24 protein-coding genes are annotated in these 25,110 nt (G+C 34.6%); 22 read left to right on the forward strand and 2 right to left on the reverse strand.

Features of this window, described 5'->3' with window-relative positions:
- The 13 genes from OO013_RS15930 to flxY all read left to right on the forward strand — a co-directional run bounded on the left by OO013_RS15930 (position 1) and on the right by flxY (position 15,208).
- Positions 1–1,194, forward strand: a complete 1,194-nt coding sequence (locus tag OO013_RS15930; RefSeq protein ID WP_266057935.1) for a beta-ketoacyl-[acyl-carrier-protein] synthase family protein — start codon at positions 1–3, stop codon at positions 1,192–1,194.
- A 1-nt stretch (position 1,195) separates the two neighbouring features.
- Positions 1,196–2,224 carry a beta-ketoacyl synthase chain length factor gene (locus OO013_RS15935; protein ID WP_266057936.1) on the forward strand — a complete coding sequence of 343 codons (1,029 nt, stop codon included), beginning with the start codon at positions 1,196–1,198 and terminating at the stop codon, positions 2,222–2,224.
- Positions 2,221–2,982: a polysaccharide deacetylase family protein gene (locus OO013_RS15940; RefSeq protein ID WP_266057937.1), complete on the forward strand. Its 762-nt coding sequence runs from the start codon at positions 2,221–2,223 to the stop codon at positions 2,980–2,982. Before OO013_RS15935 ends, OO013_RS15940 begins: the two co-directional genes overlap by 4 nt.
- Positions 2,979–3,614: a flexirubin biosynthesis/transport protein LolA2 gene (lolA2, locus tag OO013_RS15945; RefSeq protein WP_266057938.1), complete on the forward strand. Its 636-nt coding sequence runs from the start codon at positions 2,979–2,981 to the stop codon at positions 3,612–3,614. The genes OO013_RS15940 and lolA2 overlap by 4 nt, the downstream gene beginning before the upstream one ends.
- Positions 3,595–4,188, forward strand: coding sequence for a flexirubin biosynthesis protein LolB2 (gene lolB2 / locus OO013_RS15950; RefSeq protein WP_266057940.1), 594 nt, complete (start codon positions 3,595–3,597; stop codon positions 4,186–4,188). The genes lolA2 and lolB2 overlap by 20 nt, the downstream gene beginning before the upstream one ends.
- 5 nt (positions 4,189–4,193) lie before the next feature.
- On the forward strand, positions 4,194–4,556 hold the full coding sequence (locus OO013_RS15955; RefSeq protein WP_266057941.1) for an ApeI family dehydratase: 363 nt from the start codon (positions 4,194–4,196) through the stop codon (positions 4,554–4,556).
- A 2-nt stretch (positions 4,557–4,558) separates the two neighbouring features.
- Positions 4,559–5,755 (forward strand): DUF2062 domain-containing protein, encoded by a 1,197-nt coding sequence (locus tag OO013_RS15960; protein ID WP_439651859.1) that lies wholly within the window; start codon positions 4,559–4,561, stop codon positions 5,753–5,755.
- Between the two features lie 70 nt (positions 5,756–5,825).
- Entirely contained in the window at positions 5,826–9,665 is a 3,840-nt protein-coding gene (locus OO013_RS15965; protein WP_266057944.1) for an MMPL family transporter, read from the forward strand.
- 1 nt (position 9,666) lies between these two features.
- Entirely contained in the window at positions 9,667–11,184 is a 1,518-nt protein-coding gene (locus OO013_RS15970) for a phytoene desaturase family protein (protein WP_266057945.1), read from the forward strand.
- Positions 11,181–11,882, forward strand: coding sequence for a YdcF family protein (locus tag OO013_RS15975; RefSeq protein WP_266057946.1), 702 nt, complete (start codon positions 11,181–11,183; stop codon positions 11,880–11,882). Before OO013_RS15970 ends, OO013_RS15975 begins: the two co-directional genes overlap by 4 nt.
- Positions 11,879–13,543 (forward strand): C45 family autoproteolytic acyltransferase/hydrolase, encoded by a 1,665-nt coding sequence (locus tag OO013_RS15980; RefSeq protein ID WP_266057947.1) that lies wholly within the window; start codon positions 11,879–11,881, stop codon positions 13,541–13,543. The genes OO013_RS15975 and OO013_RS15980 overlap by 4 nt, the downstream gene beginning before the upstream one ends.
- The gene (gene acpS, locus OO013_RS15985; protein WP_266057949.1) at positions 13,540–13,914 is read left to right on the forward strand and encodes a holo-ACP synthase; all 375 of its coding nucleotides are present in this window, start codon (positions 13,540–13,542) and stop codon (positions 13,912–13,914) included. The genes OO013_RS15980 and acpS overlap by 4 nt, the downstream gene beginning before the upstream one ends.
- A 1-nt stretch (position 13,915) precedes the next feature.
- On the forward strand, positions 13,916–15,208 hold the full coding sequence (gene flxY / locus OO013_RS15990) for a flexirubin biosynthesis putative acyl-CoA ligase FlxY (RefSeq protein WP_266057950.1): 1,293 nt from the start codon (positions 13,916–13,918) through the stop codon (positions 15,206–15,208).
- A 58-nt stretch (positions 15,209–15,266) separates the two neighbouring features.
- On the opposite strand, the gene OO013_RS15995 is transcribed toward flxY, so the two are convergent.
- Positions 15,267–15,917: a hypothetical protein gene (locus OO013_RS15995; protein WP_266057951.1), complete on the reverse strand. Its 651-nt coding sequence runs from the start codon at positions 15,915–15,917 to the stop codon at positions 15,267–15,269.
- Positions 15,918–16,046: 129 nt separating this feature from the next.
- Complete coding sequence (locus tag OO013_RS16000) at positions 16,047–17,261, reverse strand: NAD(P)/FAD-dependent oxidoreductase (RefSeq protein WP_266057952.1); 1,215 nt, start codon at positions 17,259–17,261, stop codon at positions 16,047–16,049.
- 203 nt (positions 17,262–17,464) lie between these two features.
- On the opposite strand from OO013_RS16000, the gene flxA reads away from it, so the two are divergent.
- The 9 genes from flxA (at position 17,465) to OO013_RS16045 (ending at position 24,811) form a co-directional block, all read left to right on the forward strand.
- Positions 17,465–19,006, forward strand: coding sequence for a flexirubin biosynthesis tyrosine ammonia-lyase FlxA (gene flxA, locus OO013_RS16005; protein WP_266057953.1), 1,542 nt, complete (start codon positions 17,465–17,467; stop codon positions 19,004–19,006).
- A 94-nt stretch (positions 19,007–19,100) separates the two neighbouring features.
- Entirely contained in the window at positions 19,101–19,826 is a 726-nt protein-coding gene (gene flxB, locus OO013_RS16010) for a flexirubin biosynthesis SDR family reductase FlxB (RefSeq protein ID WP_266057954.1), read from the forward strand.
- A gap of 2 nt (positions 19,827–19,828) precedes the next feature.
- A complete protein-coding gene (locus OO013_RS16015; protein ID WP_266057955.1) occupies positions 19,829–21,049 on the forward strand; it encodes a beta-ketoacyl-[acyl-carrier-protein] synthase family protein in 1,221 nt (406 codons plus the stop codon).
- Between the two features lie 6 nt (positions 21,050–21,055).
- A complete protein-coding gene (locus tag OO013_RS16020; protein ID WP_266057957.1) occupies positions 21,056–21,313 on the forward strand; it encodes an acyl carrier protein in 258 nt (85 codons plus the stop codon).
- Positions 21,313–22,215, forward strand: coding sequence for a lysophospholipid acyltransferase family protein (locus OO013_RS16025; RefSeq protein WP_266057958.1), 903 nt, complete (start codon positions 21,313–21,315; stop codon positions 22,213–22,215). The genes OO013_RS16020 and OO013_RS16025 overlap by 1 nt, the downstream gene beginning before the upstream one ends.
- 20 nt (positions 22,216–22,235) lie before the next feature.
- On the forward strand, positions 22,236–22,667 hold the full coding sequence (locus OO013_RS16030) for a hotdog family protein (protein ID WP_266057959.1): 432 nt from the start codon (positions 22,236–22,238) through the stop codon (positions 22,665–22,667).
- Positions 22,667–23,089 carry an acyl-CoA thioesterase gene (locus OO013_RS16035; protein ID WP_266057960.1) on the forward strand — a complete coding sequence of 141 codons (423 nt, stop codon included), beginning with the start codon at positions 22,667–22,669 and terminating at the stop codon, positions 23,087–23,089. The genes OO013_RS16030 and OO013_RS16035 overlap by 1 nt, the downstream gene beginning before the upstream one ends.
- 13 nt (positions 23,090–23,102) lie before the next feature.
- Positions 23,103–24,212, forward strand: coding sequence for a beta-ketoacyl synthase N-terminal-like domain-containing protein (locus tag OO013_RS16040; RefSeq protein WP_266057961.1), 1,110 nt, complete (start codon positions 23,103–23,105; stop codon positions 24,210–24,212).
- A complete protein-coding gene (locus tag OO013_RS16045; RefSeq protein ID WP_266057962.1) occupies positions 24,209–24,811 on the forward strand; it encodes a hypothetical protein in 603 nt (200 codons plus the stop codon). Before OO013_RS16040 ends, OO013_RS16045 begins: the two co-directional genes overlap by 4 nt.
- The last annotated feature ends 299 nt before the right edge of the window (positions 24,812–25,110 follow it).

The following is a 25,110-nucleotide window of genomic DNA, read 5'->3' on the forward strand; positions in this document are numbered from 1 at the left end:
ATGGCTGGTAAAGTTGTTGTCACCGGTTGGGGGATAGTTTCAGCACTTGGATTTGGTGTTGAAGAAAATTTCCAGGCACTCAAGTCTGCTAAAAGTGGAGTTAAGCTGCCTGAAATTCTGGATTCTAACTATGGTAACTCTAAGTATTGTGGAGAGGTGAGGTATACTGATCATGAGCTTAGAGAACTTATCGGAGACTTTGCCAAAAATATTTATTGTCGTACCACCTTATTAGGATTGCTTGCTGTTAAGGAGGCAATCAGTTCAAGTAATTTGACTGATGCAATATTGGCTGCATCAAAGGTTATTAATGGAACTTCTGTTGGTGGGATGGTGAGTACTGAAAAGTACCATAAGTTGTATACTCAAAATAAAAATTCTGAGTATAAAAAATTTTTTAAAAGTCATGATTGTGGGTATAGTACTGATAAGATAGCTGAATACCTTAATTCAAAAGGAGGAACAATCACTATCAGTACAGCGTGTAGTTCATCAGCAAATTCAATAATGCAAGCTGCCCGATATATTAAAGCCGGTAAGTGTGATGTTGTTATTGCTGGAGGAACTGATGCCTTATCGAAATTCACCATCAATGGTTTTAATTCCCTTAAAATATTGGATGATCAACCATGTAAACCTTTTGACCTTAATCGTCAGGGGTTGAATCTGGGAGAAGGCGCAGCATATCTTGTTCTTGAATCTGAAGAGCATGCCTTGCAACGAGGCGCAAATATTTTAGGTCAGGTTGTCGGATATGGAAATGCTAATGATGCACATCATCAAACAGCTTCATCTCCTGAAGGTAGAGGAGCAGGACTAGCAATGACTAAGGCATTAAATATGGCTGGTAATATTATCATTGATTACATTAATGCACATGGCACCGGTACCAATAATAATGATTCATCTGAAAGCACAGCTATTCAGAATGTTTTTGGTGAAAATATACCTCAATTTAGTTCAACTAAAGCTTTTACCGGGCATACACTGGGTGCAGCAGGTGCTATCGAAGCGGTGTATTCATTATTATCCATTAATAAAGGGGTAAGATTTCCTTGTTTACGTATAGAGGAGCCGTTAGAAATTTCTTCCAGTTCTCCGATTTTAGAAGTTATCGAGTCTGAAACCAGTGCTGTACTTTCTAATTCTTTAGGGTTCGGAGGTAATTGCACCTCGCTTATATTTAATAAATAACATGAAAGCATTTATCTCAGCTACTTCATCTATATCCCCCGTTAGATCCTTTGGAGTCGAAAAAGATCTAACTCAATTTAATGAAGAAGAGGTGGGGTATTTAAAAGCGATAGAGCCATCATATCGTTCGATATTAAACCCAAAGATGGCAAGGAGAATGGCCAGGGTTATAAAGATGGGCATGGCTACTGCCTTAGACTGTCTTTCTTCTGCTAAGGTAGAAAATCCCGGAGCAATTTCAATTGGTACAGGACTCGGATGCCTAGAAGATACTTATAAGTTTTTTAAACAAATCGATGATAGTGATGAAGGTCTATTGTCACCAACTTCTTTTATACAGTCAACCCATAATACAATAGCGGGTCAGATTGCATTATTTATTGGATGTGAAAATCAAAATTTCACCTTTTCCAACCGTGGATTTTCTTTTGAAAATGCACTGGAAGATGGAATATTAAAACTTGCTGAAGGTGATGATGATATTTTGATTGGAGGTATTGATGAAATCACATCTGAGTCGATCGAATTGCTGGAGTTACTTAACTGCTCCGGAAAAATAAATAACTCGGAAATCCCTGTAGCTGGTGAGGGGGCTTCCATGTTTATGTTGACTAATAAGCCAGATAATGCTATCGTTGAAATCATTGATATAGAATGCTTTTTCGGTGATAACTCGAATGTTGATATCATATCTGAAATAGAAGAATTACTTAACAAAAACGGGCTTTCTGAGGAGGATTTGAGTGGAATTGTTTCCGGTGCTAATGGCTTACCTAATGATCCGGCATTTTATAAAAGTATAGCCGGGCATTATAATGATAAACCTGTATATGAGTTTAAAAAATTATCCGGAGAATACTTTACCAGTACCGCATTTGGCTTGCATGTCTCGGTTGATATTATGCACGCTCAAAAAGGCATAGAAACTATAAATATTAACGATAACAAAGAAGGTGAATTTAAGCATTTGTTATTGATAAATAATTACGGAAATCAGTATCGAACTTTAATTCTTATAAGTAAGCCTTGAAGTACCAGGTTATAAAAATATTGTCCATTGGTTGTGTTATTGGGATCGTATTAGCTCATTATTTAGCTGATGCGTTATCCTTGTATTGGGTGATGCTTCCAATGATATTATTTGCTTTAAGCATTGCTGGAGGGGCTTATTTTATTCGATTTAATTTTTTTGTTTCATCTATTAATCGCCTGAAAGTAAATTCAAATCAGGTGGCAATTACATTTGATGACGGCCCGACATTAAACACCTTAAAGGTTTTAGATGTATTAGACGATTATAATGCCAAAGGAACCTTTTTTTTAATTGGTAAGAGAATTACAGAAAATAAAGAGATAGCAGAGGAAATAATTACAAGAGGACATAGTATCGGAAATCATTCCTATTCTCATTCTTCTTCATTTCCAATCTACAGTTCAAAAAAAATAGCAAAGGAGATAGTTGATACCAATAATCTTCTGGAGACTGTTACTGGAAAAAAGAATGTATTGTTCAGACCTCCCTTTGGAGTTACTAATCCCAGCGTATCAAAAGGCATAAAAAGATCTGGGGTTAAATCTATTGGCTGGAGCATTCGGTCATTTGATACGGTAGGTCACAATGCAGAAAGAGTAGTAAATCGTATCATAAAAAAAATAAAACCCGGATCAATTATTCTTCTACATGACGATAGAGAAAAGACACCGGAAATTCTGGAAGGAATATTGCAGTATATCTCAGAGAATAATTTAAAAACTGTATCTCTGGATAATAAATCAATACAATTATGAGAACAATAATTTTCATATTATTCACTTCATGTATACTTGCCACAGGCTTTGCACAGCAAGATTATACCGAAATGAATAATGTTAAGCTGTTTAAGTCAGAATTAGAGAAACAAACTGCATCTATTAAAAGTATTGAGGCTGATTTTCTGCAGAATAAACACATGAAAATTTTAACCCGGCCCCTACAATCAAAAGGAGTTATAAGGTATAAAGCTCCAAACAAAGTTAGGTGGACTTATAGGGAGCCATATAAATATGATATAATACTTAATGGAAACGAGATTATAATAAATGATGATGGAAACGTCAATGCATTTTCGGTAAACTCAAGTAAGATGTTTTCTGAGATGAATGACTTAATCGTAAATAGTGTTCAGGGAAATGTATTAGATGAAAGTCGTTTCAAACTATCTTATTTTGAGAATAGTGAGAATTATAAGGTTAATTTAATTCCAATTGATAAAGAAAAAATCGGGGCTTTTTTCTCCGAAATAGTTATTTACTTTAACAAGACAGATTATTCAGTAAAGAAAGTTGAAATGTATGAACCTGGGGGCGATCATACTGAAATTGTATTCCAGAATAAAGAATTTAATAGTTCAATTTCAAGTGATGTTTTCTCAGCTAAGTAGGGTATTTATATTTTTTATCATTTCATTCTGTAATGTTTATTCTCAAGATCAAAAACCCATTTCATATCTTGATCAGAAGGATGAAGTGATCTATGATATGAAACTCTCATATAAGGAGTATTACGGAAGCGGGATTTTAATTTTAAAAAAAAGTGACTCTCTTAATTACCATGGAGCATTTATTTCAAAGTTGGGGTTAGGCATTTTAGAATTTGAAATAGTTGAAGGTGAGTTTACCTGGATAAAAATTTTAAAATATTTAGATAAGAAATTAATTAAAAAGGTATTGGAAAAAGACTTTTCCCTGTTAATGCTAACAGATCTCGATCGGGGTAAAGTGAAAATTAAAAATTCTGATGAGGAGGGTGTGAAGTATAAAGTGAAAGGCAAATATTCATATAAACTAAAAGTCAATAATAATAAATATTTATACTTAAGAGAATCAGGATTTTGTGTGCTAGCAAGGACAAAGATTAGTTACTCTTATAATGATGATGAATCAATCGTGCCAACATCGATCGAATTACGCCATAATATGGTTGATTCACTAATGAAGCTAGATATTTATAAATAGAAGATATGTTTAAAGACAATTTATATAAAGTCGAAGAATTAACTGATAATGGTTCTGCAATCCAGGCAACAGTGGTTTTGGATAAGAATCACAAGATATTTGCAGGCCATTTTCCCGGTCAGCCGATTCTTCCGGGTGTGTGTACCTTGGAGATAATGAAGGAATTGATTGAGGAATCAAAAGGAAGAAAATATAAACTTGAAGAAGCGGGGAATATTAAATTTTTATCCTTGGTTGATCCTGAAAAGAATTCAACCTTAACATTTGAAATTAATTATTCTGATTCTGAAGGTAAACTAAAAGTATCCGCAAACGCTAAGCTGGCTGATACGTCTGTTTCATTTAAAATTAAGGGTGTTTTTTACTGATTATGCAATTGCAAAGCAAATTTGATGAGTTAAACTGTTGTGTTATTATCCCTACGTATAATAATCAAAATACTTTGTCGGGGGTAATTGAGGGTGTGCTTGAAGTAACATCAAATATTATTGTGGTGAATGATGGAGCGACAGATAATACATCAGAAATTTTAAGAAGCTTTAGCAATAACATTGAAGTAGTAAATCATGAAGTAAACAGAGGAAAAGGCAGAGCTTTACGAAATGGCTTTAAAAAGGCACTGGATTTAGGATATACCCATGCTATAACTATTGATAGTGATGGCCAGCACTTTCCAGAAGATCTAAAATATTTCCTGGATGAAATTAAAGTCAATCCGAATTCTTTAGTAATTGGAGCCAGGAATATGACTCAGGAGAATGTCCCTGGTAAAAGTAGCTTTGGAAATAAATTCTCAAACTTTTGGTTTAAAATTGATACGGGGATTAACCTGGAAGATACCCAGTCTGGATACAGGTTGTATCCAATAAAGGAGATAGCGGATATAACATTTTATACGAATAAGTTTGAATTTGAAGTCGAAGTTATTGTAAAGTCCGCCTGGAGCGGAATAAATGTAAAAAACATTCCTATAAAGGTGCATTATGAACCCGGAAAAGAAAGAATTACTCATTTCCGTCCTTTCAGGGATTTTACTCGAATAAGCATATTAAATACTTATCTCTTTATTCTTGCAGCCTTATATTTTATTCCTGTTCGTTTTGTTAAATCATTAACCAAACAAAGAATAAAGGATTTTATAAATGAGAATTTTTTTAATGCCGACGAACCTGTCCATACAAAAGCCTTATCTATGGGTTTTGGAGTGTTTATGGGCATTTTTCCTATTTGGGGTTATCAATTGCTCGTGGGGATACCACTAGCGCATTTTTTCAGATTAAACAAGGCCTTATTTATTCTGGCAGCGAATATAAGTATACCACCGATGATACCTTTTATAATATATATTAGCTATCGTATAGGATATTACTTTGTTTCTAATCCAACCATGGATTTATTCTTTTCACATGGTATAACACTGGAACAAATTAAAAATAATCTAATGCAGTATTTGGCAGGAGCGGTGGTATTTTCAGTTGTAGCGGGTTTATTAACCTTCGTGACTTCTTATTTTTATTTTTCGCTTTCGAGGTATATCAGGTTAAAAAATAGTGAAGATATAAATTAGGAATCTATTGTTATTGTTTAAGTAAATTTGTGATTTCTTCAATTTATTCTTCGGGTAATTTTTTATTAATATGAATAATTTTTTCTATTTATTCTACTTAAAAACCAGACAACATAAGAAAACCTTTCTTGGGGGAATTTCTTTTATTGTAGTGGCTTTAGGGTTGATTGCAACCCAAATCAAACTTGAAGAAAATATTCTTAACCTGATCCCGCAAGATGATACTATTATAGAAGCAGAGTCTGTATTCAGTAAGTTAAAGATGAATGAGCAGCTTGTTGCTCATGTATATGTTGATTCAACTGCTGAGCTTAGTGCAGATCAACTAATTAAAAAAGCTAATGAAATAGCAGATACTGTATCAATTGCCGGAGAGGATTTAATTGATTCAATTAGAATCGAGTTTTCTGATGCTGCGATTGGCAGGTTATATGATTATTACATAGAAAATATTCCATACTATTTATCAAAAGATGACTATTCCCGGTTAGATTCTCAAATAACAGACGAGGGAATAAACAAAACCTTGTCTTCAGGAATAAGAACGCTAATGTCACCTGTAAGTGTGGTGACAAAAGAGTATTTATTAAAGGATCCATTTGGCCTTGCCAGTGGACCATTAAAAAGTACACGTGAGTTTAACCGTGGCGGGCAAATTGAATTGTATCAGAATCACCTAATTTCTGAAGACCAAAGACATCTTATTTTTTTTATAGACTTAAAATACCCGTCAAGTGAAACAGAGAATAATGGTAAACTTATAAAAATTCTTGATGACCTGACTGAAAGTGTCGATACGCCTTATCATTTTGAATACTTTGGAAAGGCTGCCGTAGCAGTGGGAAATGCTCAAAGAATTAAGAAAGACATACTATTGACGGTTAATTTAGCATTAATAGTTCTTTTTGTTTTTGTAGGGCTGTTCTATAGAAATTTACATTCATTTTTTCTTATTCTTTTACCGGGTGCGTTTGGTGCCCTCGTGGGAATAGCTTTGTTGGTGCTGATAAGGCCTGCTATTTCTGCGATTTCTTTAGGGATTGGTTCAGTTTTGGTTGGGGTTACTTTAGACTTTGCATTACATTTTATCACTCATTCTAAACATGAAAGTAATGTAAAGCGATTGTTTTCAGATATTTCACTTCCCATTATAATTAGTTCTTTAACCACCTCTTCAGCTTTCTTCTGTCTGCTTTTTATAGGATCAAGAGCATTACAAGATCTTGGTCTGTTTGCTGGAATCAGTGTATTGAGTGCTGCATTATTTACTTTAACTGTGATTCCTCATTTGGTTGTAAATAAAAAGAGGGACGAAAATAAAAGCAGCAATCTTATTCAAAGAATAATGAACAAGATTGCTTCATACCAATTTTATAAGAGTAAAGCTATCCTGGTATTAGTTGCACTTATTACAGTCGTAAGTCTGTTTACCTGGAAAAACTATGAGTTTGAATCAGATATGATGGAGCTCAATTATATGCGTCCTGAACTGGAGCACTATCAGGATAATTTAAATTCGATATCTGATTTTACGCTGAATAATGTTTACTTAGTGACTTCAGGGGATGATATATGGTCTGCAATTGATCGGAATGAGGATCTTTTAAGAGTTATTAATTCTGCAAAGGAAGATTCCTTAATTATAGACGTGATATCTGTAAATGAAATTATTCCTACAACGAATGAGCAACAAATTAAGGAACAGGAATGGAATAAGTTTTGGGACCAGCGTTCAAAAAGCAGACTGATTAATAAATTAGATTCTCAAGCTGTCAAAATCGGATTTGCAGCCAATACATTCGATTCATTTACGGAATTAATTAAAGATGATTACAACGGGATTTCTGCTGAAGATGCTAAGCGGTTTTTAGATATATTTGGAGGTAATTTCCTCATTAATTATGATGATAAGGTTGGAGTAGTTACAAATGTTAAGCTCTCCGATGCAAACAAAGCCAGGTTTATAGACAGGGTAGAGGGTATTCCGGGCGTGGTGATTCTGGATAAAAGTTATTTTACCAGAAGGCTGGTATCCTTATTAAATGAAGATTTTTCTTTTCTGGTAAATATCTCTCTTATAGTAGTTTTCATTATAATTTTATTGAGCTATGGCCGAATAGAACTCGCTGTTATAACCTTCGCTCCAATTGCACTCAGTTGGCTTTGGACATTGGGTTTGATGGGACTGTTTGGTTTGAAGTTTAATATTGTAAACATAATAATCAGCACTTTTATTTTTGGACTGGGCATAGATTATTCAATTTTTATGGTCAGGGGACTTACTCAAAAGTATAAATATGATAAAGATGACCAGGTCTCGTTTAAGCAAAGCATTATTTTATCTGCTTTATCTACTTTGATTGGTATTGGAGTGCTGATTTTTGCTGAGCACCCCGCACTTAAGTCTATCGCATTTTTAGCAATAACCGGCATTGTTTCAGTTGTGGTTCTGACTTTTATTATTCCTCCTGTTTTATATGATTTATTAATTCAATCAAGAAAAGATAAAGGTAGAATACCTTTTACCCTTTCAAAGATACTCAATACGTTATTTGAGTTTGTCCTTTTTGTGCTAGGGTGCTTTATTTTGTCATTGCTAATCCCTGTTTTAAGAATACCAATAGGAGATAAAAAGAAAAAGAAATTATTTTTTCATAAAGCCCTGCAGGGATTTTGTAAGGTTATTATTTTTTCAGCATTTAGTGTTAAGAAAAATAAGATTGATCTGGATAATCTTAATTTTGATAAGCCTTCAGTAATTATTGCAAATCATCACTCCTTTATAGATATTCTTGCTGTACTTACCTTAAGTCATAAATTGGTTTTGGTGACTAATGAATGGGTTTATAATTCACCAATTTTTGGTAGGATAGTTCGATATGCAGATTTTATTTTGGCTTCTGATGGTATTGAGGATCAATCAGCTAAAATTCAATCACTCATAGACGACGGATATTCTATTTTTATATTTCCTGAAGGAACCCGGCAACCCGGATTTAAACTTAGCAGATTTAAAAAAGGCGCGTTTTACCTGGCAGAACAATTTAAATTAGATATTCAACCGGTGATACTTCATGGTACTAATTACCTGTTACCTAAAAAGGATGGTTTCTTTTTAAAATCCGGAACACTAACAATAAAAGCCTTGCCAAGGATTTTTCATGATGATAATGCGTTTGGAAACGGATATTCGGAAAGAACAAAAAAGATAAGTAAATATTTCAAGGAAGAATACGGAAAGGTAAGGGCAAGCCTGGAAAAACCCGAGTTTTTTAAAGATATCATGATCTCTAATTATATCTATAAAGGACCTGTTCTGGAATGGTATTTAAAAGTGAAAAACTCACTTGAAGGGAATTATAGTCTGTTTCATAAACTATTACCAAATGAAGGTAAAGTAGTTGATGTAGGCTGTGGTTACGGTTTAATGACATATGCCCTTGGCTATAGTTCACCCGATCGGGAGATCACGGCGATTGATTACGACGAAGAAAAAATTGCCGTTGCTCGTAATTGCCCGGACCGGCCTGAAAACATACAATTTTTTGAGAGGGACGTGGTTGAATATAATTACCAAGAGGCAGATGCATTTATCGTAAGTGACGTGCTTCATTATATCAAACCGGAAAAGCAGCAATTGCTATTAAATAATATTTTGGAAAAGTTATTGCCAGGAGGATTGATAATTATAAGAGACGGAGATAGCGAAAAAGAAAATCGTCATAATGGAACGAAAATGACAGAGGTTTTCTCCACAAAATCAGGGTTTAATAAAACTGCCAATGAATTAAATTATATCTCAGGTTCTATGATGAAATCATTTGCGCAGAAGAATAATTTAAAACTTGAAATAATCGATAATACAAAGCTTACTTCAAATACTGTCTTTGTAATGAAAAAGAGCATATAAGATGGAAGAGCAATACGATGTTGTGATACTTGGAAGTGGTCTTGGGGGACTGGAATGTGGTGTTATTCTTAGTAGAGAAGGCTATAAGGTTCTTGTTTTGGAAAAGAATAAGCAGCTTGGAGGAAATTTGCAGACATTTTCAAGGGAAAAGCGAATATTTGATACAGGTATTCATTATATCGGCGGGTTAGATGAGGGCCAGAATCTAAACGGATATTTTAAATATCTCGGGATTATGGATAGTCTGAAAATTAAGAAGTTAGATGAAGATGGATATGACCGGATATCTTTTAATGACGATGATACTATTTATCCTCACGCTCAAGGATATGATAACTTTATAAATAAACTTAGTGAGATTTTTCCTGAAGAGAGGGAGGGAATCAAACTTTACTGTAATAAAATCCGTGAAGTGTGTAATACCTTTCCGATGTATAATTTGGAAAAAAGCGGGGGAGATGTCACTAAACTACCTTACCTGGATATAAATACGTATGATTTTATACGATCCATCACCAAAAACGAAAGACTTCAACAGGTACTAGCTGGCTCTAATCTTTTATATGCAGGCGAAGCAGATAAAACACCTCTGTATGTTCATGCTTTGGTGGTTAATTCATATATAGAAAGTGCTTATCGATGCGTCAATGGTAGTACTCAAATTGCTAAAGCTCTTACCAGGATTATTTTAGATAATGGAGGTAAAGTACTGAAACACGCCCATGCAACAAAATTTGGTTTCAAGGGTAGGGAAATTGAGTCAGTTGAACTTAAGGATGGTAGAAAATTCTTTGGTAAGAAATTTATTTCTAACATTCACCCTGCGGTTACAATTGAAATGGTTGATGAAGGATTAATGCGAAAAGCCTACCGAAAAAGAATTTTAAGTCTTGAAAATTCTATCTCAGTTTTTATTCTTCATGCAGTATTAAAAAAAGACAAGCTAAAATATTTTAATCATAATCTTTATCATTTTAATAATCCGGACGTTTGGAATGGGACTCAATATACTCAGGAAAACTGGCCGATGAATTATGCAGTATTTACCGGGGTAACAAGTAATCAAAATGAATTTGCAGATACCCTGACCATGATGGCTTATATGAGAGAAGAGGAAACCAGGCAATGGAAAGATACCTATAATGTGGTATCTGAAGTGGCTGAAAGAGGAGAAAGCTATAATGAATTTAAAGAAAGGAAAGCTCAAAAAATGATAGAAACTCTTGAAAGCCGGATGCCGGGTATTAAGAGTTGTATACAAAGTTATTACACTTCAAGTCCTTTGACATACAGAGATTATATTGGAGACCGGGAAGGATCAATGTATGGCATAGTTAAAGATTATAAGTCTCCCTTGAAGACATTTATTTCTTCGAGAACCAAAGTGCCTAATTTATATCTTACCGGACAAAATTTAAACATGCATGGTGTTTTAGGAGTTACCATTGGGTCAATCATTACCTGTTCAGAATTCTTGGGAAATGATTATATTATGAAAAAAGTTAACCAGGCTCAATGAAATCTACCAAACACACGACTAAAAAAAAGAAGGTTTCCCGGTTGAAAATTATAATTTCACCGTTGATTGCTTTCCTTTTAGTTTCTATACTTCTTCATTCATGTGCAGTTAATAAGGCTAATAAAGAATATACTAAAGGAGTCAAAAAAGCTCCCTTTGAAGCCATAATAGTACCAGGTTTTCCATTCGAAGGGGAAGAATGGCACGATGTAATGAAAATGAGGGTGTACTGGTCAAATTATTTATATAAAAAAGGCTATACTAAAAATATAATATATTCCGGTTCAGCAGTGTATACACCTTATGTTGAAGCTGAAATAATGCGCTTATATGCATTGGAATTAGGCATACCGGAAGAAAATATTTATACAGAAACTAAAGCTGAACATAGTAGTGAAAATGTATATTATTCATTACAAATGGCTGATTCATTAGGGTATAAAAAGGTAGCTTTAGCTACAGATCCATATCAAATGGCTTTGTTGAAATTATTTATTAACAGACATGATCTTGAAATAGATTATCTGCCAGTAATTATTGATACTTTAAAAACCATGGAAAGGTCAACTCCTGAAATAGATCCTTCATTAGCAAAGCGTGATAATTTTCAGTCTATCAAAGAAAGAGAGTCTTTCTGGAAGCGACTGAGTGGTACATTAGGAAATAATATTGAAGAACTTAAACAAGATAAGAATTGAGTAAATTTTTTAAGGGAATAAAGTATTTTTTAATTGGTTTAATTCTCTTTTTACTATTTGGAATAGCTATTTACATAATCGATGTAAATGTAAATGCACCAGAAGTAAAATCTAGTGAATTAGAGACCATTGAAAGAAAGGTTGCAGGAGTAGATCATTATACCTTAGGAGAAAATTGGCTTAAAAAAAATGAGTTTGGCACCTGGGAAATGTACCTGGAGGGGTCTGCCTATGATCGTGGAATAGCTTTTGGAAAGCTTACCAAAGAACTTCACAAAGAAAAAGAGGCTGCATTTATTGCTGAAATAGGAAACAGAGTTCCTAACGATGGTTTTCTGACATTTTTAAAATATGTTGTCGGTTGGATTAATAGAGATCTGGATGACTACATTCCTGAAGAATACCTGAAAGAAATTTATGGGGCATCTAAATATATGTCTGATTCTTTTGACTATGTTGGTCCAAAGTATAACAGAATATTGAATTATCATGCAGCGCATGACATCGGACATGCCCTTCAGAATATGAACCTGGTGGGTTGTACAGCTTTTGCTTCATGGGACGAACAAAGTGATGACAGTCTCCTGCTGATAGGCAGAAATTTTGATTTTTACTTTGGTCAGCAATTCGCAAAAGATAAGATCATCGCTTACTATAATCCCGATAAAGGTTATAAATTTATGTCTGTCACCTGGGCATGCTTTAGCGGGGTGGTTTCAGGAATGAATGAACATGGGTTAACTGTTACCCTTAATTCTGCTAAATCGACTATTCCCTTGAAGGGGAAAACCCCGGTTTCAATTATTGCCAGGGATATATTACAATATGCATCTACTATTGAGGAGGCATATGAAATTGCCAATAAATATGAATCGTTTGTTTCAGAGTCTTTTTTAATTGGATCTCGCAAGGATAAAAAGGTAGGCCTGATTGAAAAAACCAAAGATCAAACAGGGTTAATGATGCCTGATACCTCAAGGATGATTGTCACAAATCATTTTCAGGGGGAAGGGCTGGTGAACCTTCCTGAAAATATTGAATATCGCAACGAAGGAGTCTCTGACTACAGATTTGAAAGAGTAGAGTTATTAATGGATTCATTAAAATTATTAAATCCACAGGATATGGCTTTAATCTTAAGAGATCGTTCAGGCTTAAATGGTGATGTTTTAGGTATGGGTAATGAAAAGGCTGTGAATCAGTTGATCGCACACCATTCAATAATATTTTCTCCATATGAATTAACAGCCTGGGTTGCTACTGCTCCATACAGCCTTGGTGAATTTGTGGAATATGATCTTAATTCAATATTTAATGATGTTAAGAACGATCGTTCAAATATTGATGCTGATCCTTTTTTATTTTCTAAAGAGTATACAGATTATGAGTATTTCCTGAAAATAAAAGAACGAATTCAGGTGTTTTTATCTACAGGAAAAAATGGTGAGCTCACAAATAAGGAAATTGAACGATTTATCGATAGCAATGATGAAAGTTTTCTGACCTATTATTATTTAGGGGATTACTACAGGGCTAGTGGAGATTTATCTAAAGCTATCGAAACCTTTAAATTAGGACTCCATAAAAACGTAGCAAGGGAAAGTGAAAAGAGACATATGGAGGAAGCTTTGTCAGAATGTCTTGCAGCCATAGAAAAATGATATTTGGAATAGGTACAGATATAATCGAAATAGATCGCGTTAAATCTTCACTTCAAAAAGGCGAGAAATTTAAAAGGATGGTATTTCATCCTGAAGAAATTGCTATTTGTGAACAAAACCCAAATACAGTATCCTCCTATGCTGGTCGTTTTGCTGCAAAAGAAGCAATGTTTAAAGCTTTGGGTACTGGATGGTCAGGTAATATGAAAATTTCTGATGTGGTTATTAAAAATGACTCAAAAGGCAAGCCTTTCATAGAATTGGAAGGGGAGGTGGAAAAATATGCCAGAGAATGTGAAATAGAAGCAATCCATTTATCAATTTCGCATAGTAAGAGCTATGCAACTGCCATGGTGATACTAGAGAAATGAAATGAAAGAGTTTGATCCGACCATAGAAAGAAGCGACAAGGCTTTAATAATCAAAAAGCAAGATGATCTGTTAAAGGACACCATAAAATATGTGTTAGAAAACTCTGCTTTTTATCAAGATCATTTTAAAGTCAATAAACTCAATGTTGAGGATATTAATAGTATATCAGAGCTAAATAAAATTCCGCCGATTAGTAAAAAAGATTTACAATCAAGGAATAAAGATTTCTGGTGCGCACCTGCAAAGCAAATTGTTGACTATTGTAATACTTCCGGTACAGAAGGGCAGCCCGTGACGATACCTCTTACTAAAAGTGACCTCGATCGACTAGCCTATAACGAAGCTATTTCACTTGCTTGTGCTGAAGGTAGTGACGAGGATATATATCAATTATCAACAACTATTGATCGCCGATTTATGGCTGGGTTGGCTTATGCACAGGGGGTAATTGCCCTGGGCGCCGGCTTAGTAAGGGTGGGGCCTGCACCAGCTGAACTTCAATGGTTAAATATTAAAGAACTCAACCCGACCACATTAATTATTGTCCCGTCATTTTTAGTAAAGCTGATTGACTATGCCGAACGGAATCATATTGATTACCAGAACTCTTCTATTAAAAAGGCTGTCTGTATTGGAGAATCAATTAGAGATGATAATCTTAAATTAAATGCTTTAGGCAGCCGGATAAAAGAAAAGTGGGATATAGAATTATTTTCTACATATGCCTCCACAGAAATGGGGACAGCCTTTACAGAATGTAAATTCGGAAGGGGAGGACATGAGCATCCCGAGTTGATAATTACTGAAATCATCGACGAAGAGGGAAATAATGTCAAGGATGGAGAGTTTGGTGAATTAACAATAACTACGCTTGGAGTTGAAGGGATGCCCCTTATTCGATTTCGAACAGGGGATATTTGTAGAAAATTTACTGACCCATGTAGCTGTGGCAGGACAACATCGCGCCTGGGGCCTTTATTAGGAAGAAAAAATCAAATGATTAAATTCAAAGGCACTACGATTTATCCTCCGGCAATATTCAATGTTTTAGATAATCAAGAGTTTATATCTCTATATTGTATAGAAGTGTATTCAGATGAATTGGGGAATGATCAAATCAGAGTTAGATTTAGCGCTGAACGTAATTTTGATTTAAAAGTATTAAAGGAACAGTTTAGTGTAAATATTCGGGCAACTCCGATGCTTATCGAAGAATCTTTTGAAGACCTTTATCGCATAATCCATCCCAAAAATAGCCGGAAGCCCGTGAAATACTTCGATTTCAGGAAATAAAAGGAAATAAAAAAAGGAATAGCAAACGCTATTCCTTTAACTTTTTTTCTTATTGAGTTTAAGAGTTGCTTTTTATCCAGGTTTTATAATGTCTTCTGTCAATATCTTTAATTATTCTGTAGAATGAACCTGCCCAGTAATTTCTGATACCGAAACCTCCTGGTTTACCTATTAATCGATCTTTAAGCAATATTTTTCCTGTTTCAAGATCTACAGCGACAAACCAATAATAACCTGCAAGGCCTACTTTATCATAAGCTTCTGCTATGAATAAAACACCAACACCTTTTTTATTGTCAACCTTATCCCAGTTATAACTTTGGACAAATGAAGTGATTTGATCTGATGTATAACCAGGGACTAGTTTACTAACCATCTGTGAAGGATCTGTTGCCTGGTTAACCTCTCTGATCATATCTATGTCATTGGAAATAGATGTTTTATCTAACATTCCTTTTATGTCGTATTTTTCTGATTCCCGAATGAATAGATTATTCCAGCTTTTAAAATACTTGTCTTTAATATCTCTTTCTGTTAGCGTACCATTACCGGCAAATTGTGAAAAATCACCAATTATTTTCATATGAGAATAATCAACACCTAGCCAGGTTATTGGTGTCTCCGGGAAGAACAACTTGTTGGTATTTTGAGCAAAAATTAAGGTTGATGCGATAAAAAATAGTGTGAGTGCGGTAAATAAATTTCTCATAGTTGAATTCAAATTAAAAATACTGTTTCAATAATTAAGATTTATTTAATAGCTCTAAAGCTAATTTATGATGTCAATAATGTCAATTCTTAAAAAATAATTAATTGATCATCTTACAATAGATATAAATTATATTGCATTGCTTAATGCCTTTAGAGCCCTTTTATGTTTCTTAACAAACGGATTACTACTATCCCAGACATAACCTGCCAAAACTGAGCAGATTTGTTTTTTCATAAGCTCATTTTCTTTCTCAGTGAAAAATATTTTTTGAAGAGTTCCGTCATACCATCCGGTTACAAATGTTCGGAAAACATCTACCCCTTTATTAATATAATCAGCATATTCTTTTTCCCAATCTACATTTTCTCCATTCAGGTTTTTGGCAACCAACTCAGCTGCCAGAGCTCCCGATTCAGTAGCGAAAGTTACTCCGGAAGAAAATACAGGATCTAAAAATTCAGTGGCATTTCCTGTAAGGGTAAATCCTTTGCCATAAAGTTGGGAGACTGCTGCTGAGTAACCAGTGATCTGCCTGGCATCAAACAGAGTTGGCATGGATCCAAACCTTTTCTTTAGCTCAGGTATTTTATCTATCCATTGTTGTAACTTTTCATTTGCAGAACCATCATAGCAATCAATATCTTCCGGACTACCGACAATTCCTACTGATGTGGTGTGATCAGAAAAAGGGATAATCCATATCCAAATTTCCTGAGTATGAACAATAATTGTTATTCGATCACCTTCGGATTCCTCATGTCTTAAATCATCTTTAAAATGAGCGAAAAGAGAGGTTCTAACCGGAAAATCAGATGGTTTATTTAAATTCAATAACCTGGGTAATACTCTGCCATAGCCACTTGCATCAATAATATGATCAGCACTAATTTGTTTGCTGTTGCCATTTTTATCTGATACGGTAGTTATTGATTTGCCATCTTCAAAAAACTCAACATCGGTCACCATAGTATTATATTCTATTTCGACCCCTCTGTCTTCAATTGCTTTTGCTAAGCAATAATCAAAATCAGCACGTTTTACCTGCCATGTCCAGGACCATCCGTCAGTGTACTGATCTGAAAAATTAAAGTCGCATACGTTGTTGTTATCGATGAATTTAGCGCCATTTTTAGTTTGAAAACCCTGTTTTTTAACTTCATCAATTAGCCCTGCTTTCTCAAGGTTGTCCATACATCTTGGGAGTAGGCTTTCACCAATGACAAATCTTGGAAAGGATTCCTTCTCAATTATTTTGACAGAAACCCCTTTTTTATTTAATACACCTGCGGCAACAGTGGCTGAAGGTCCTGCTCCGATTATAAGAACTTGAGTCTTTTCCATCTACAAAAAATATCGTTCAATAAAAAAAATGGTATAGCGATAGCTCTAAAAACCTGCAAGTTAAGAATATAATTTTAATTTTTAATCATTTTAGATTTATGTGGTTAGCTAATTGTACTTTAGGATGATTTTTGTTAGTTTGCGCACATTTTTGAGCTTGCAAACATTATTAGGATAGGGCTAGGGATCTAAAGTGTGATATTATGGTAGAAATCGGGTATTCTTCGTTAAACCTTGAGGGGATAAATGATATTGTCTTCAAAGGTAAAAAAATTGTTCTTTCTGATGAGCTAATTGAGAAAGTTGAAGAGAGCTATAAGTTCTTAACTGATTTTTCTAAGGATAAAGTTATTTATGGGATCAATACTGGCTTTGGCCCTATGGCTCAATATAAAATAGAAGAAAAAGACCAGCTCGATCTTCAATATAATTTAATAAGAAGTCACTCTTCTGGTTTCGGAAAGCCTATATCTCCTCAAGATGTAAAAGCATCGATGATTGCCAGAATGAATACGCTTTCCCTGGGCTATTCGGGAGTTCATTTATCAGCAGTAACTATTCTGAAGGAATTCATTAATAATGATATCACACCATTAATTTTTGAACATGGTGGAGTTGGAGCAAGTGGAGACCTTGTGCAGTTAGCACACCTTGCATTGGTGATGATCGGTGAGGGGAAAGTGTTTTATAAAGGTGAATTAAGGCCTACCGCAGAAGTACTTAAGGAACTGGATATAGAACCCATGAAAGTCCATTTAAGAGAAGGACTGGCAATCATGAATGGGACTAGTGTGATGACAGGCATAGGAATAGTGAACTCAATTTATGCCCAACGAGCCATTGAATGGTCTATAGCCAGTACTCTCATGATTTGCGAGATGGTAGATTCTTATGATGATTATTTTTCCAGGGAATTAAATCATTCAAAAAAGCACGTAGGACAACAACAGGTAGCCTCAATTTTATATGACTATATGAATGATAGTCAATATATACGTAAAAGAGAGTCTAGCTTATACAGAGATAATTCAGATAAAAAACATTTCGAAGATAAAGTCCAGGAGTATTATTCATTGCGATGTGTTCCTCAAATAGTCGGGACGATACTAGAGACAGTTAAGCAAAGTCAGAAATTACTTGTAGAAGAAATAAATTCTGCCAATGATAATCCTATCGTTGATGTAAAAGCCAGGAATGTACTTCACGGAGGTAATTTTCATGGTGATTATGTCTCATTTGAAATGGACAAATTGAAAATTGCCATCACCAAACTTTCAATGTTAGCTGAGAGGCAAATAAACTTCTTAATGAATCCGGCACTTAACGGATTACTTCCACCATTTGCAAATCTTGGAAAACTAGGGTTTAATTTTGGGATGCAGGGTGTGCAATTTACAGCTACATCTACTACAGCAGAGAACCAGACACTTTCAACTCCTATGTATATTCATAGTATTCCCAACAACAATGATAATCAGGATATTGTGAGTATGGGGACCAATGCAGCTACTATTACCCGAAAAGTTATAGATAATACTTTTGAGGTATTAGCTATAGAGCTGATAAGCATTGTTCAATCTTTGGACTTAATTAAGAAAACAGATGGATTATCAGCTAAATCTAAAGAGTGTTACAATGCTGTAAGAAATATAGTGCCCAAGTTTACCAATGATTATCCAATCTATGAAGATTTAGAAAGGGTGAAGAAATATTTATTGGAAAATTCACCAATTGAAAATTTATAATAGTCATGCAATGTCTGCATGCATAATTAAATTTTCTACCTTGTGGATGTTGATTTTATAATTTATTTTTGATCGATTTTTATAATACTAATTAATGAAGTACGCATTAGTAACCGGTGGAGCCAGAGGAATAGGAAAGGCTATTTGTCTTAATTTAGCTGAAAAGGGGTATAATATTTTAATTAATTATAACTCCAGTACAACTGCAGCTGAAGAATTAAAAGCTCAGATTGAAAAACTAGGGGTAAAGGCAGAATTACTTCAGTTTGATGTTTCTGATCGGGAGGTTACGCGAAAAAATATTCATTCCTGGTTTGAAAATCACCCGGATGATAAGCTTGAAATATTAGTTAATAACGCTGGAATTCGAAAAGATAACCTGATGCTATGGATGGAAGATTCAGAGTGGGATCAGGTACTTAATATTAGCCTTGGAGGATTTTATAATGTTACCAAGGCTGCGCTGGATACAATGATCAAAAATAAAGGTGGAAGAATAATTAATATTGTTTCACTTTCAGGTATTAAAGGATTGCCGGGTCAAACTAATTATTCAGCAGCGAAGGCAGCAGTTATAGGAGCTACAAAATCACTTGCCCAGGAAGTAGGGCGTCGAGGCATAACGGTAAATGCGGTGGCTCCCGGCTTTATAAAAACAGATATGACAGAAGATATTGATGAGAAGCAATATAAATCCACAATTCCATTAAAGCGTTTTGGGACATCTGATGAAGTAGCTAAACTTGTTGGTTTTCTCGCATCAGAAGATGCTTCTTATATTACTGGAGAAGTTATTTCTATAAATGGGGGATTACTATAATTATGGATAATAGGGTAGTTATAACGGGAATTGGTATTTATTCTACTTTAGGTGTTAACCTGGAGGAGGTAATTAATTCGTTATACAATGGGAAATCTGGTATCGGGATTGATGAAGAACGATATGATATGGGTTTCCGATCACCATTGACAGGAGTTATAAAGACTCCTGATCTTAAACCTTACTTAAAAAGAAGAGAAAGAATAGGTTTGCCTGAACAAGGACAGTATGCTTATCTGGCCACTCTTGAAGCTTTAAATAATGCTAAAATGAACCAGGAGTTTCTGGATAACAATATCGTTGGCATTATTTATGGCAATGATAGTAGTGCTAAGCCTGTAATTGAAGCGTCTGATATTGTCCGTGAGAAAAAAGATACAACATTAATAGGCAGTGGATCGATTTTTCAATCGATGAATTCTACTGTTACAATGAACCTTTCAACAATTTTAAAGTTGAAGGGGATCAATATGACTATAAGTGCTGCCTGTGCAAGCGGGTCGCATTCCATAGGGATGGGATATATGTTGATCAAGCATGGTTACCAGGATAAAGTGATATGTGGAGGTGCCCAGGAGATTAACGCTCAAAGCATGGGTAGCTTCGATGGGTTAAGTACTTTTTCAGTACGAACTGATGATCCGACAGCAGCATCCAGACCATTTGATGTAGAACGTGATGGATTAGTGCCAAGTGGAGGAGCAGCAACAGTAATTATTGAAAGTCTTGAGTCTGCCCAGAAACGAGGAGCAAAGATATATGGAGAGATATTAGGATATGGTTTTTCCTCTGATGGAGATCACATTTCCAGGCCTAACCAGCATGGCCCTTCAAGGTCTCTGGAAAATGCATTTAATCAGGCTAATCTCAAACCTGAGGATATTGATTATATAAATGCCCATGCAACGTCAACTCCAATTGGTGACTTGAATGAGGCAAAGGCGATAGATTCTATTTTTGGAAACTCAAAACCATTTATTTCATCAACCAAATCAATGACTGGTCATGAAATGTGGATGGCCGGAGCGAGTGAAATTGTGTACTCATTGCTTATGATGGAAAACAATTTTATTGCCCCAAGCATTAACTTAAATAAGCCCAACGACGAAATAAAACATCTTAACTTCGCTAAGGAAAGAGTCGATACTGATTTTAATACTTTTTTATCTAATTCCTTCGGTTTTGGAGGAACAAATTCATCAATTATTATTAGAAAAATTTGATTTTTTATGGAAGTAATGAGCAAAGAGGATATTATTGAAAAGGTAAATGAATTTCTTGTTGAGGAGTTTGAAGTTGAACAAGAAGCAATTTTGCCAGATGCTGATTTGAAGGAAACTCTTGACATGGATAGTCTTGACTATGTTGATCTTGTCATAGAAATTGAAAGCAATTTTGGCTTTAAAGTTCAACCTGAAGACTTTGTTGATATCAAGACCTTTCAGGATTTCTACGATTATATAACAGATAGAGTAGAGACTAAATAATGGCATGGAAGGGCAAGACCCGCGGTGGCCTGTTAGGGTATAAAATTTTTATTTCCGTTTTAAATACATTCGGAATCAAACCTGCATACTGGCTGTTACGTGTCGTTGCTGCTTATTTTGTGTTGTTTTCACCCTCTGCTTTTCGTAGTATAAAAAAATACTATAATCAGATTCATGGGGTCAAAGGCTTAAAAGCCTATTCAGCAATTTATTCCAATTTCTATGTTTTCGGACAAACCATATTGGATAAGGTTGCTATTATGTCTGGTATGAAGGAAAAATATTCTTACGATTTTGTTGGTGAAGAATACCTTATTGAGCTTAAGAAGAAAGGCAGAGGCGGAGTACTGGTAAGTGCACACTTGGGTAATTGGGATATTGCCGGGTTTTTGCTGAAACGAATTGATGTGAAAATCAATGTTGTAATGTTTGAAGCAGAACATCAGAAAATTAAACAGTATCTCAGTTCTATTATGGATAGTGGTAATATGAAAGTAATTCCTATAAAAAGGGATCTTTCTCATATAATTAGTATCCGTAAAGCTCTGGCGAATAATGAAATTATATGTATGCATGGCGATCGGTTTGTACAGGGAAGTCGTGTCATTCAAAAAGATTTTATGGGTGAAAAGGCATATTTTCCTACCGGCGTTTTTTCAATCATTGAAAAATTTAAAGTGCCTTATACCTTCGTGTATTGTATGAAATCTTCAAAAGATTCTTTACACTATGAATTATCTTCCACTCCGGTATTAGATCCCCTGAACAAAAATGGGGAGAATGAAATAATAAATGATTATATAAAGACATTAGAAGGGAAACTAATTCAATACCCTGATCAGTGGTTCAATTATTATGACTTTTGGAGTAAAACAGCTACCGGAGCAATTATTGAAGAATGATCTTTCTAAAATATTAATTGATGAATAGTATATCTGAAGGAACCGATTTACAAAACTATATACCACAAAGGCCTCCCTTTTTTATGATTGATAAATTATATGAAAAAGGTGATAATTTTGTGGTTTCGGGCTTAAAAGTTTCATCTGACAATATTTTATTTGAAGATGGACAGCTTAGGGAAGGTGGGATAATTGAAAATATAGCACAAACTGCTGCGCTATTTGCAGGAGTGAGTTTTAAAGATTCAGGAAAAGAAGTTCCAGTGGGATACATTGCCGGAATTAAGAACCTGAAAATTAATAAACTTCCTGAAACAGGAGATGAGTTAATAACCAAAACAACGGTTACTAACGAATTGAATAATATTCAAATAGTAAATGGTGAAGTTAAAAGTGAAGCAGGTGAGTTAATTGCATCGTGTGAATTAAGAATATTTATTAAAGAATCATAATGGAATTGGTAGTAGATCAGGAGGTGAATATTCGATTTAGTGAAGTGGATAGCATGGGGGTGGTTTGGCATGGAAACCATGTGAAATACTTCGAAGATGGCAGAGAGGCATTTGGTAAAGAATATAACCTTGAATATATGGATGTGTACAGGAAAGGGTTTTTTATGCCAATTGTTTCGATAAACTGTGAGTATAAAAAGCCTATCCAATATGAGCAGACAGTAATTGTTCGAACTAAATATATTCCCAAAAAAGCATCCAAATTAATATTTGAATATACCCTTATCAGTAAAGAAACAGGGGAAACACTAGCTGAAGGAAAGACTGTTCAAGTATTTATAAATCACAATAGAGAATTACAATTGGTTACTCCTCCATTCTTTGAAGAGTGGAAATCATCACATGGCATAATTCATCAATAAAATCTTTAATTTATTGTATACCATCGCAGATAACATATTAAGTCCGTTAGGAGAAACGACAGAAGCTAATTTTAAAGCAATTCTGGATGGTAAAACTGGTATTCACCTGGTGCAAAACCAGAAACTTTCAACGCAAGCATTTCAAGGAGCTTTTATAGAACAGCCATTTACTGAGTTTGATGAAAGTTTAACTCGATTGGAAGGCATGTTTTGCAGGTCAATTTCAACAGTTTTAGATGAAGTCGATATTAATTTAAAAAGAACGGTTCTGGTTCTGTCTTCTACAAAAGGAAATATTGACACACTTGAAAACAATGGTTCTGGTATCCGGGTCAAATTAACTGATTTAGCAACACGTATTAGTGATTATTTTAATTTTGTCAATCCTCCTGTGCTGGTTTCTAATGCCTGTATATCAGGTGTTTCAGCTATTCTGGTAGCGCAGAAGTTAATTAATACAGGGAAATATGATAATGCTATAATCAGTGGAGGAGATCTATTGTCAAAGTTTACTCTGTCAGGGTTTCAAAGTTTAAAGGCAGTAAGTGATCATCCCTGTAAGCCCTATGATAGTACAAGAAATGGAATAAGTCTGGGTGAGGGAGTAGGCACTATTGTCATTTCCAATAAAAAGGATCAAAATCGAAACAATAAAGCCCTTTCGTATATTAAGGGTGGCGCACAATCTAATGATGCTAACCATATTTCAGGGCCTTCCAGGACGGGAGCAGGACTTAAACTAGCTGTTTTAAGAGCTTTGTCACAAGCAAAGCTTACTGTGGATGAAATTGATTATATCAATGCCCATGGTACAGCTACTCTTTTCAATGATGAAATGGAGTCTATCACATTTAATGATCTTGAAATGGGAAATATCCCTCTTAATAGTCTCAAAGGATATTTTGGACATACTTTAGGTGCCTCAGGAACCATCGAGGTAATTATGGCTGTCAGGCAAATGAATTCTAATACTATAATAGGATCAAAAGGAACTAATGAAATTGGGGTTACCGGGAAAATGAATGTTATTAAACATACTATAGATTCTAAAATTGAAAGAGTATTAAAAACATCCTCGGGTTTCGGAGGGTGTAATGCTGCAATAATATTTAGTAAGCTATGACACTAAAAATATCCTCTTTCGCACGAATAGATACAGGTGGAGCCTTTAAAAATGGAGAATTGGTGGTTCCTAATCATCAAGAGGGGCAAGATGATTTTTTATTGCACATATATAAAGCGCTGGGTATTAAATATGGGAAATTCCATAAAATGGATCCATTATGCAAACTTGCCTTCCTTACAGCTGAATTACTTACGGATAAGGGTGAAATTTTAAAAGATGTACCCCCTGAAGATATTTTTATAGTTATAGGCAATAGTAGTTCTTCTATACTATCTGATACAGCACATCAACAGGAAATAGATATGCCCAGCCCTGCAGTATTTGTCTATACCCTTCCCAATATTATGCTTGGTGAACTATGTATTAAATATAAAATAATGGGTGAGAACACCTGTTTTCAATCTGAAGGATACGATATTAATTTTATAGACGAATATATAGAATCAACATTTAAAGATACCGGCTATTCTCATTGTATATTTGGGTGGGTAAATGCAGATCATAATAACTTAAGTGCTCATCTATTCCTGGTATCCAAATCTGATGACGGTATGCATTTCACTCCCGAAAAAATAAGATCCCTGATGAATATCTGAGCCTACGGGTGGCTTTTAGTTTATTAGAACTCTGCTTTATATTATTCTGGATCATTTAACTCTCCTTAGTTAGTTAAAGATCAATGATTTTTGAATGATCAAATCTTAAATGGCCTTAGTCATTTAAACCATTTCCTGCATATATTTTAATCTTTGTTTACTGGCTTTAATTCTGTAAATTAATAAAGGATAAATCTACAATCCTCTCATAGATTAATTCTATGTGATCATAGAAATTATCGATAAAAATTATCGGTAAATTTTGATTAAATTAGAATCTAAACAACTCAAAATAATTT

The organism is Mangrovivirga halotolerans, from assembly GCF_026241165.1.
GTDB classification, from domain to species: domain Bacteria; phylum Bacteroidota; class Bacteroidia; order Cytophagales; family Cyclobacteriaceae; genus Mangrovivirga; species Mangrovivirga halotolerans.

What these genes read in the sequence shown, in the direction of transcription:
- OO013_RS16025 (WP_266057958.1), top strand. Translation starts at nt 21,313, where the DNA reads ATGGCATGGAAGGGCAAGACCCGCGGTGGCCTGTTAGGGTATAAAATT.
- OO013_RS15975 (WP_266057946.1), top strand. Translation starts at nt 11,181, where the DNA reads ATGAAATCTACCAAACACACGACTAAAAAAAAGAAGGTTTCCCGGTTG.
- flxB (WP_266057954.1), top strand. Translation starts at nt 19,101, where the DNA reads ATGAAGTACGCATTAGTAACCGGTGGAGCCAGAGGAATAGGAAAGGCT.
- OO013_RS16045 (WP_266057962.1), top strand. Translation starts at nt 24,209, where the DNA reads ATGACACTAAAAATATCCTCTTTCGCACGAATAGATACAGGTGGAGCC.
- OO013_RS15930 (WP_266057935.1), top strand. Translation starts at nt 1, where the DNA reads ATGGCTGGTAAAGTTGTTGTCACCGGTTGGGGGATAGTTTCAGCACTT.
- OO013_RS16000 (WP_266057952.1), bottom strand. Translation starts at nt 17,261, where the DNA reads ATGGAAAAGACTCAAGTTCTTATAATCGGAGCAGGACCTTCAGCCACT.
- OO013_RS15965 (WP_266057944.1), top strand. Translation starts at nt 5,826, where the DNA reads ATGAATAATTTTTTCTATTTATTCTACTTAAAAACCAGACAACATAAG.
- flxA (WP_266057953.1), top strand. Translation starts at nt 17,465, where the DNA reads ATGGTAGAAATCGGGTATTCTTCGTTAAACCTTGAGGGGATAAATGAT.
- OO013_RS15995 (WP_266057951.1), bottom strand. Translation starts at nt 15,917, where the DNA reads ATGAGAAATTTATTTACCGCACTCACACTATTTTTTATCGCATCAACC.
- lolB2 (WP_266057940.1), top strand. Translation starts at nt 3,595, where the DNA reads ATGTTTTCTCAGCTAAGTAGGGTATTTATATTTTTTATCATTTCATTC.
- acpS (WP_266057949.1), top strand. Translation starts at nt 13,540, where the DNA reads ATGATATTTGGAATAGGTACAGATATAATCGAAATAGATCGCGTTAAA.
- lolA2 (WP_266057938.1), top strand. Translation starts at nt 2,979, where the DNA reads ATGAGAACAATAATTTTCATATTATTCACTTCATGTATACTTGCCACA.
- OO013_RS16020 (WP_266057957.1), top strand. Translation starts at nt 21,056, where the DNA reads ATGGAAGTAATGAGCAAAGAGGATATTATTGAAAAGGTAAATGAATTT.
- OO013_RS15935 (WP_266057936.1), top strand. Translation starts at nt 1,196, where the DNA reads ATGAAAGCATTTATCTCAGCTACTTCATCTATATCCCCCGTTAGATCC.
- OO013_RS15960 (WP_439651859.1), top strand. Translation starts at nt 4,559, where the DNA reads ATGCAATTGCAAAGCAAATTTGATGAGTTAAACTGTTGTGTTATTATC.
- OO013_RS15970 (WP_266057945.1), top strand. Translation starts at nt 9,667, where the DNA reads ATGGAAGAGCAATACGATGTTGTGATACTTGGAAGTGGTCTTGGGGGA.
- OO013_RS16035 (WP_266057960.1), top strand. Translation starts at nt 22,667, where the DNA reads ATGGAATTGGTAGTAGATCAGGAGGTGAATATTCGATTTAGTGAAGTG.
- OO013_RS16030 (WP_266057959.1), top strand. Translation starts at nt 22,236, where the DNA reads ATGAATAGTATATCTGAAGGAACCGATTTACAAAACTATATACCACAA.
- OO013_RS16015 (WP_266057955.1), top strand. Translation starts at nt 19,829, where the DNA reads ATGGATAATAGGGTAGTTATAACGGGAATTGGTATTTATTCTACTTTA.
- flxY (WP_266057950.1), top strand. Translation starts at nt 13,916, where the DNA reads ATGAAAGAGTTTGATCCGACCATAGAAAGAAGCGACAAGGCTTTAATA.
- OO013_RS15955 (WP_266057941.1), top strand. Translation starts at nt 4,194, where the DNA reads ATGTTTAAAGACAATTTATATAAAGTCGAAGAATTAACTGATAATGGT.